The organism is Leucobacter sp. BZR 635 (genome assembly GCF_048061935.2).
In the GTDB taxonomy this organism is placed as follows: domain Bacteria; phylum Actinomycetota; class Actinomycetes; order Actinomycetales; family Microbacteriaceae; genus Leucobacter.
Window position 1 is genome coordinate 1 of the sequence record NZ_JBLUNZ020000014.1, and the last position, 7,609, is coordinate 7,609.

Below are 7,609 nucleotides of genomic sequence, written 5' to 3' on the forward strand. Positions count from 1 at the left end.
CGATACGATGCGGGGCTCCCGGTTGGCAAGGAAGCAAACATGGCGAAATGGCTGTGCGCAGAGGCTGGCTTCGCCGCTGCTGACACCGCCATCCAGACCTTGGGGGGAATGGGCTACGCGAAAGAGTTTCATGTCGAGCGGTACTTCCGGGAATCTCGGATCCTCCGACTTGCACCGGTCAGTCAAGAGATGGTGCTCAATTATGTTTCCACTCACGTCTTGGGACTACCAAAGTCGTACTAGGAGGGGTCACCTTGTCTGAACAGTTCGGGGCCCTCTCTGGCCTCCGCATCGTAGATCTGTCGCGAGTACTTGCTGGCCCACTGTGCACTCAAATATTAGGTGACCACGGGGCAGAAGTCATCAAAGTTGAGTCCCCTGCGGGCGATGACACCCGTCGTTGGGGGCCGCCTTTCGTGGGCGAGGATTCGAGCGCATATTATGAGAATTTGAACCGCAACAAAAGAAACATCTGCCTCGATCTCAAATCGTGGATTGGCAAGCAAACTTTGGAGCGTCTGCTCGACACTGCCGATGTATTGGTCGAGAACTACCGGCCAGGCACGCTCGAGAGGTGGGGATACTCTGACCAGGTGATCGCCGAAAGGTGGCCGAGATTGATCCACTGCCGGATAACCGGGTTCGGCGACGTCGGCCCGCGTGGCGGTCTCGCTGGCTATGACGCGGTAGCCCAGGCCCTCGGAGGGCTTCTTCACACGAATGGTGATCCGTCAGGGCCACCTGTAAAGCTCGGTATTCCAGTAGTGGACATGGTCACGGGCTTCTACGCAGTCACCGGCATTCTGCTGGCGCTTCGAGCGCGGGAGGCAACCGGCCTTGGCCAACTCGTGGATCTCGCGCTATTCGATACCGCAATCTCCATTCTGCATCCGCACTCCGCGTCGTGGCTCGAAGACGGCACAGAGTCCGAGCGGACAGGTTCTGCCCATCCCTCAATCCAGCCCTACGACGCCTATGACGCTAGCGACGGGCAGATCTATATTTCAGCAGGAAACAATGAGCAGTTTCGTCGGCTCTGTGAGACACTCGGCGTTGCGGCGCTCGCTGAAGATCCGAGGTTCATCACCAACGGTGACAGAGTGCGGAACGTGGCCACCCTCCGAGCTGCGCTCAGCCATCCGCTCTCGGGCTTTACCCGTGGAGAGTTGGAAACCGAGTTGCGCAAGGTCAGCGTTCCCGCTGGTTCCATACAAACCGCAGGCGAGGCGCTCGCCGATCCACAAACGATTGCCCGGGAAATGGTCGTGCAAGTAGAGGGGCATGCCGAGATAGGAATTCCCATAAAGCTCTCGCGCACGCCGGGCAAAGCAGTGACTCGACCGCGGCCACGCGGCCACGATACCGCTGCGATCATCGCGGAGCTCAACCAGGAATCGGCCGGAGCACCTTCGAGCTCGCCTGGGCATTAGATCGCTACCGACGCTCGAAAGGATACGCTGCCTGAGCCGTGCCTACCTCGGCAGGAAACGCAATCATATGCACGCGTTCGCCGTGCTCAAGTAGCCCGAGGCGAGCTTCCGTGCGCACGAGCTCGGCGTGGAACGGGCTCGGCGCATCGGCCACGGGGCGGAAACCGTGGCGCTCGTAAAACGGCGCGTTCCAGGGAACGTCTGCAAAAGTGCGCAGCGTCACGGCGCGGAAATCGCGCGCGGCGGCATCCGCGAGCACTGCGCGGACGAGCGCGGCTCCGATCCCCCGCCTGGCGTACTCAGGATGCACCGAAAGCTGCTCAAGGTGGAGGGTGTCGCCGAGCTCAAGCGCCCTGGCGAAGCCGAGCACCTCGCTGCCGTCGTAAGCTTCGAGGAGGCGCTCCGGATAGCCCTGCTCGGCCGGGGCCGCGGCGTTCTCGTTCCACGGGAGCACACCGAAGTGCGCCCGGAAGAGCTCGTCCGCGTCCTGCTCGATGTCGCCGTGCAGCGCGGGATCGAACCCGGAAGCGACCCGAATATCGACCGTCACCCCGTGTCCCGCTTAGTAGCCGGATCCCTGCTCGGACTCTGCGGAATCCCAGCCGGCAACAATCGCACCGGTAGCTGAGACGCCGAAGCGGGTCGCGCCAGCGGCCCACAGCTCGCGGGTCGTCGCGGCATCGCGGATGCCACCCGATGCCTTCACACCCAGGCGATCGCCGACGGTGTCTGCCATGATGCGGACGGCGTGCACGCTCGCGCCTCCGGCTGGGTTGAACCCGGTCGACGTCTTCACGAAGTCAGCGCCGGCCTGCTCGGAAGCCTTGCAGCAGCCAACGATCTGCTCATCGCTGAGCGACGCGCTCTCGATGATGACCTTCAGAATCTTGCCGGGGCAGGCGTCGCGGACCGCGCGGATCTCTGCCTCGAGCGCAACCCAGTCGCCGGCATGCACGAGTCCGGGGTTCACCACCATGTCGACCTCGTCGGCTCCGTCGGCCACCGCCTGTGCGGCTTCGAACGCCTTGACCTCTGCCTTGTGCACGCCTGAGGGGAATCCGACGACGGTGACAATCTCGAGGCCGCGCTTGTCGACGGGAAGCAGCGACGGGCTCACGCAGACGCGCTTCGCGCCGAGCGCTGCGGCGTCGGTGAGGAACGCGTCGAGCTCCGCGGCGGTGGTGGGCGGGGCGAGCAGGGTGTGGTCTGCGTTCGCGAGGAAGTGTTCAGGGGTCAGTGCCACAAGAGTCATAGTTCGAGTCTAGATAGCGCGGGGCCGGGGCGCGACTTGGCGCGGCATACTCGCAGCATCGCCCAGCCGCGGGCGCGTCAGACCGTGGGCCCGACGCGCGTCACACGCACGACCGGCTCACCCTCGAGCTCTGAGGCAGCGAGGTCGATTTCGCCCTCGATTGCCCAGTCCCGATCCCCTGCCGGGTCGAGCAGCACCTGCCGGAACTCCCAGACCCCCTGGCCAGCCGCTGAGCGGTCGAGGCTGAGCAGCCCCGCGGCGCGGGCGTCGGCATCGACGAGGATCTCGTCGTATTCGGTGAAGTAGCCGTCGAGCGCGTCGCGCCACTTCTGCACTCCGAAGCCGTGAGACGCGTCAAGTTCTTCGAGCTCGTCGTACTTCTCGAACGCTGCGGCCTGCACGCGCCGGAAGAGCGCGTTCCTCACCATGACGAGGAAGGCGCGCTCGTTCGCGAGGAGTGAGCGCGCGGGCGGTGGCCCGACGAGCGCTGCCTCGTCGGAGCCGTGCCTGGCGGCGAGCTCCGCTGCAACGTCGGGGTTTGAGAGCTCGGTCCACTCGTCAACGAGGCTGGAGTCGACCTGGCGTACGAGTTCTCCCAGCCAATCGATGATCTCGTCGAGTTCTTCGGTCTTCGCGGCTTCGGGGACGGTGCGCTCGAGTGCCCGATACGCGTCGCTGAGGTAGCGCAGCACCCCGCCCTCGGCGCGGCCGAGTCCGTAGTAGTTCACGAGGTCGCGGAACCCGAAGGCGCGCTCGATCATGTCGCGCACGACCGACTTCGGTCGCAGCTCGTAGTCACGCGCCCACGGCACCTCCTTGAGGTACGCCTCGAAGGCCTCGTCGAGCAGCTCCTTGAGCGGCTGCGGGTGCGTGATCTCCTCGAGGAGCTCCATGCGCTCCTCGTATTCGATGCCGTCAGCCTTCATCTGGCCGATGGCTTCGCCGCGTGCCCGGTGCTCCTGGGCGCGGACGATCGCGCGCGGATCCTCAAGCGTCGCCTCGATCACCGAGATCGCATCGAGCGCGTAGCTCGGCGATTCGGGATCGAGCAGCTCGAGCGCTGCGAGCGCAAAGGGTGACAGCGGCTGGTTGAGGGCGAAGTTCGACTGCAGGTCGATCGTGAGCCGCAGCAGGCGCTGCCCGCGGCCGTCGACGTGGTACTCGACGATGTCGCCGCGCACGAGCGTGCGGAAGATGTCGATCGCGGTCCGGGCGTGCGCGAACTGCGCGGCGCGCGGCTCGTGGCTGTCGAAGACGAGGGTGCGCAGCGTGTCGAGGGCGTCGCCCTCGTATTCCTCGCCGCGGCCGATCACGCCGAGCACCATGGCGTGGGTGATTCGCATGCGGCTAACCAGGGGCTCCGGTGAGGCCTCAACGAGCTTGTCGAGCGTCTGCTCTGTCCACGCTACGAAGCCCTGCGGCGGTGACTTCTTCTTCGCGGGCTTTGCCTTCTTGCCGCCCGTGGCCTTCGCGGCCGCCTTCGCGGCGGCTCGCACGTTTTCGACTTCGAACTCTGGCGCGAGCGCGATCACGTCGCCCTCGGTGTCGAAGCCCGCGCGGCCTGCGCGGCCGGCGATCTGATGGAACTCGCGGGCGGAGAGCCGGCGCATCTTCTGGCCGTCGTACTTCGTAAGCGCGGTGATAACGACGGTGCGGATCGGCACGTTGATACCGACGCCCAGCGTGTCCGTGCCGCAGATGACCTTGAGGAGCCCTCGCTGGGCGAGCTGTTCGACGAGCCTGCGGTACTTGGGCAGCATGCCTGCGTGATGCACGCCGATGCCGGAGCGCACGAGCCGCGACAGCGTCTGGCCGAAGCCCGCCGAGAACCTGAAGGTGCCGATTGCCTCGGCGATCTCGTCGCGGCCCGCACGGTCGACGAGCTTCAAGCTCGACAGCGCCTGTGCCTGTTCGACGGCGTGCGACTGGTTGAAGTGCACGAGGTAGGCGGGGGTCTCGCGATCCGCAACGAGCTGCTCGACGACCTCGTGGGTGGGGGCAACCGCGTAGGTGAACTCGAGCGGCACGGGGCGCTCGACGCCTGTGACGAGCTCGGTGTCGCGGCCGGTGCGGCGGCTGAGGTCGTCGGCGAGCTCGGTGACGTCGCCGAGCGTCGCTGACATGAGCAGGAACTGCGCGTTCTCCATGAGCAGCAGCGGCACCTGCCAAGCCCAGCCGCGGTCGGGGTCGGCGTAGAAGTGGAACTCGTCCATCACCACCTGTGTAATGCCGTTGACGTCACGGTCGCGCAGCGCGAGGTTCGCAATGATCTCGGCGGTGCAGCAGATAATGGGCGCGTCAGCGTTGATCGCGGTGTCGCCCGTAATCATGCCGACCCGATCCGCCCCGAACACGGCGACGAGTTCGAAGAACTTCTCGCTCACGAGCGCCTTGATCGGCGCGGTGTAGGCGGTGCGGCGCCCCTCGGAGAGCGCGGCGAAGTGCGCGCCGAGCGCGACGAGGCTTTTGCCGGTTCCGGTCGGCGTGGCGAGCACGACGTTTGCACCGAGCGTCATCCCGAGGATGGCTTCTTCCTGTGCCGGGTAGAGCCTGAGACCGCGCTCCTCCCACGCCCATTCCTCAAAGGCCGCGAAGGTCTCGTCGGCTGACGGGATCCCCCCAGATCGGGTGATCTCGTCAAGCTGGCGCGCAAGACTCATCGCGTGTCCTTTCAGTTGGTGGTGGATCGTCAGCCGGTGGTGGCTCGTCAATCGGTGGTGGCTGCGTCCGAGGTGTGCGACGGATCATCGGGCGACAGCACACCGTCTCCTCGAATGCTGCTGATCCCCTGCCCGTCGGCGACGACCTCGAGGCCGCCCGCGAGCCGTTCTTTGAGTTCGGTGACGTGGCTGATGAGCGCGACCGTGCGGCCGCCCTCGCGGAGCCCGTCGAGCGTTGCAAGGGCCTGGTCGAGCGCGTCGGGATCAAGTGACCCGAACCCCTCGTCAATGAATAGCGTATCGAGTTCGAGGCCGCCGGACTCCGCGGTGACGACATCTGCGAGCCCGAGCGCGAGCGCGAGGGACGCGAGGAAGCTCTCGCCGCCCGAGAGCGAGTCGGTGGATCGCTCGCGCCCCGTGTACTCGTCGATGACGGCGAGCCCGAGCCCCGACTGCCTCCCGCGGGCGCGGAGCCCGTCGTCGTGGGCGAGCCGGTAGCGGCCGCCTACCATCGTCGACAGCCGCCGGTTTGCGGCCTCGACAATCGCTTCGAGCCGAGCTGCGAGCACGAACACCTCAAGGCGCATGCGCTTCGTGTTCGGGTCTTTGCCCTGCATTGTGTCGGCGAGGCGTCTGAGCCGAAGGAGGGCCTCACCCGTCGCCGCCGAACCCGCGAGCTCCCGCTCGACACGGTCGAGGGTCGCGCGGTGTTCGCTCGCGATCCGCGCTGCAGCTGCGTGCGCCGACAGTGCTGCGTCGGCCTGTGCGGTCGCAGCAGCACTCGCTGTCGCTGCGGGCTCCAGGTCGACCGGCGTCCGCTCGATGCCGTGCAGGTCGGGGGCGGCAAGCTCGCCCGCGTTGCGCTGGGTGTCTTCGTCGAACTTCCGCACCGCGGCGCGAAGTGTTGCCTGAGCGGTAGCGTCAAGGTGCGCGGACGTGGCCGCTGATTCGGCCAAGGTGAGCGCGTCTGCGCTGCTGTCGGGCTCCGCGAAGCCCTGCGCAACGAGTTCCGCTGCAACCAGCGTCTTCGCCGCCTCGACCGCACGCGTTGCGCTTCCCAGCGCATTCCCCGCCCGCAGCGCGGCCTCGAGCGCGGCATGCTCGGCTTCGAGCGCGTCGAGCCGTGCTCGAATGCTGTCGGAGCCCGCGCGTGCAGCGAGCAGCTCGGCTTCGAGCGACGCCGCCTGAGTCGTTGCGGAGTCGATGTTCGCTGAGAGTGCGGCCTCTTGCGCGCTGAGCTCGCCCACCCGAGCCGTGCGCGTCGCGGTCTCGGCGTCAAGTGCCGCAAGCTGCTCACTCAGGGTCGTGAGCTGAGTGGCTGCGGCCTTGGCTTGCTCATACTGCGCTGTCGCGTCGTCGAGGGCATCGGCCGCTGCCTCGGGCTCAAGCCCTGCCGCTGCCACTCTCGCGGCAGCAAGCGCTGATTCGATACCTCGTTCTGCCTCGCGGGCTGAGTCGAGGCGCTGTTGGGCCGCGCGCTGGGCGGTCTCTGCCTCGGCGATGGCATCGGGGGTGACCGGGTCGGCGTGCGTGGCGGGGTTGGGATGCGTCGCCGAGCCGCAGACGGTGCACGGCTCACCGGGTTGCAGCGCGTCGGCGAGCTCGCCGGCCATGCCCGCGATACGCCGGGCGAGTAAGTCGCTCACCTCGCTGGCTGCGGCAGCCGCGGTGGTCGCGAGCTCTGCCGCGTGAGCCTGTGCGGATGCGAGTTCTCGCTCGAGTCGGCCCGCTTCCGTCGCAGCTTCGCGTCGTCCGCGAGCCTGCTCGGCGTCCGTGCGGCGCTGTTCGAGCGTCGCGGCCTCGATCGCCGCGTGCTCCCGAGCCGCGCGCACGGCCGCAAGTTGTTCGGGAAGAGCGGCGAGCGCCGCGAGTTCGGCCGCGCCCTCGGCGGCGACGCTGGTGAGCTTCGCCTGTCGGGCTTCCTGCTCGGCTCGCAACTTCTCAAGCCTGAGTTCGTCGGCCTGGGCTTCTGCGAGCGATCCCAACTGCCGAGCTGAGCGGTCGCGGGCCGCCGTGAGCGCCGGTTCCAACACGGACCAGCTGTCGGCGGAACTCAGCGAAGGATCGTCGCCGAGCGCACTCCGCGCCGCGCGCCACCGGGACTCCCAAGCTTCGCTCGCCGTCGTCGCCTCGGCGCGAGCCGCCTCAAGCGCGCGAATTTCCCGCACGACGTGCGCCGCACGGTCAGACTGGTCGAGGCTGACACGCTGCTCGTCGATCTCGGGCCGGAGCGTCGCAAGCGCGTCGCGCCGCTCCTCCGCCCGAAA

At 67.1% G+C, this 7,609-nt stretch carries 6 protein-coding genes; 2 read left to right on the forward strand and 4 right to left on the reverse strand.

The window, feature by feature from the left end:
- The coding region (locus tag ACI1US_RS02230) for an acyl-CoA dehydrogenase family protein (RefSeq protein WP_461637831.1) at nt 1–243 on the forward strand (243 nt) is incomplete at its 5' end.
- 11 nt (nt 244–254) lie between these two features.
- Complete coding sequence (locus ACI1US_RS02235; RefSeq protein ID WP_461637833.1) at nt 255–1,430, forward strand: CaiB/BaiF CoA transferase family protein; 1,176 nt, start codon at nt 255–257, stop codon at nt 1,428–1,430.
- Between the two features lie 4 nt (nt 1,431–1,434).
- Here ACI1US_RS02235 and ACI1US_RS02240 read toward each other — a convergent pair whose 3' ends face one another.
- The 4 genes from ACI1US_RS02240 to ACI1US_RS02255 form a co-directional block, all read right to left on the reverse strand.
- Nucleotides 1,435–1,980, reverse strand: coding sequence for a GNAT family N-acetyltransferase (locus ACI1US_RS02240; protein ID WP_461637835.1), 546 nt, complete (start codon nt 1,978–1,980; stop codon nt 1,435–1,437).
- Between the two features lie 12 nt (nt 1,981–1,992).
- Nucleotides 1,993–2,682: a deoxyribose-phosphate aldolase gene (gene deoC / locus ACI1US_RS02245; protein ID WP_461637837.1), complete on the reverse strand. Its 690-nt coding sequence runs from the start codon at nt 2,680–2,682 to the stop codon at nt 1,993–1,995.
- Between the two features lie 77 nt (nt 2,683–2,759).
- Nucleotides 2,760–5,342, reverse strand: coding sequence for a DEAD/DEAH box helicase (locus ACI1US_RS02250; RefSeq protein WP_461637839.1), 2,583 nt, complete (start codon nt 5,340–5,342; stop codon nt 2,760–2,762).
- A 47-nt stretch (nt 5,343–5,389) separates the two neighbouring features.
- On the reverse strand, nt 5,390–7,609 hold a 2,220-nt coding region (locus tag ACI1US_RS02255; protein ID WP_461637841.1), incomplete at its 5' end, for an SbcC/MukB-like Walker B domain-containing protein.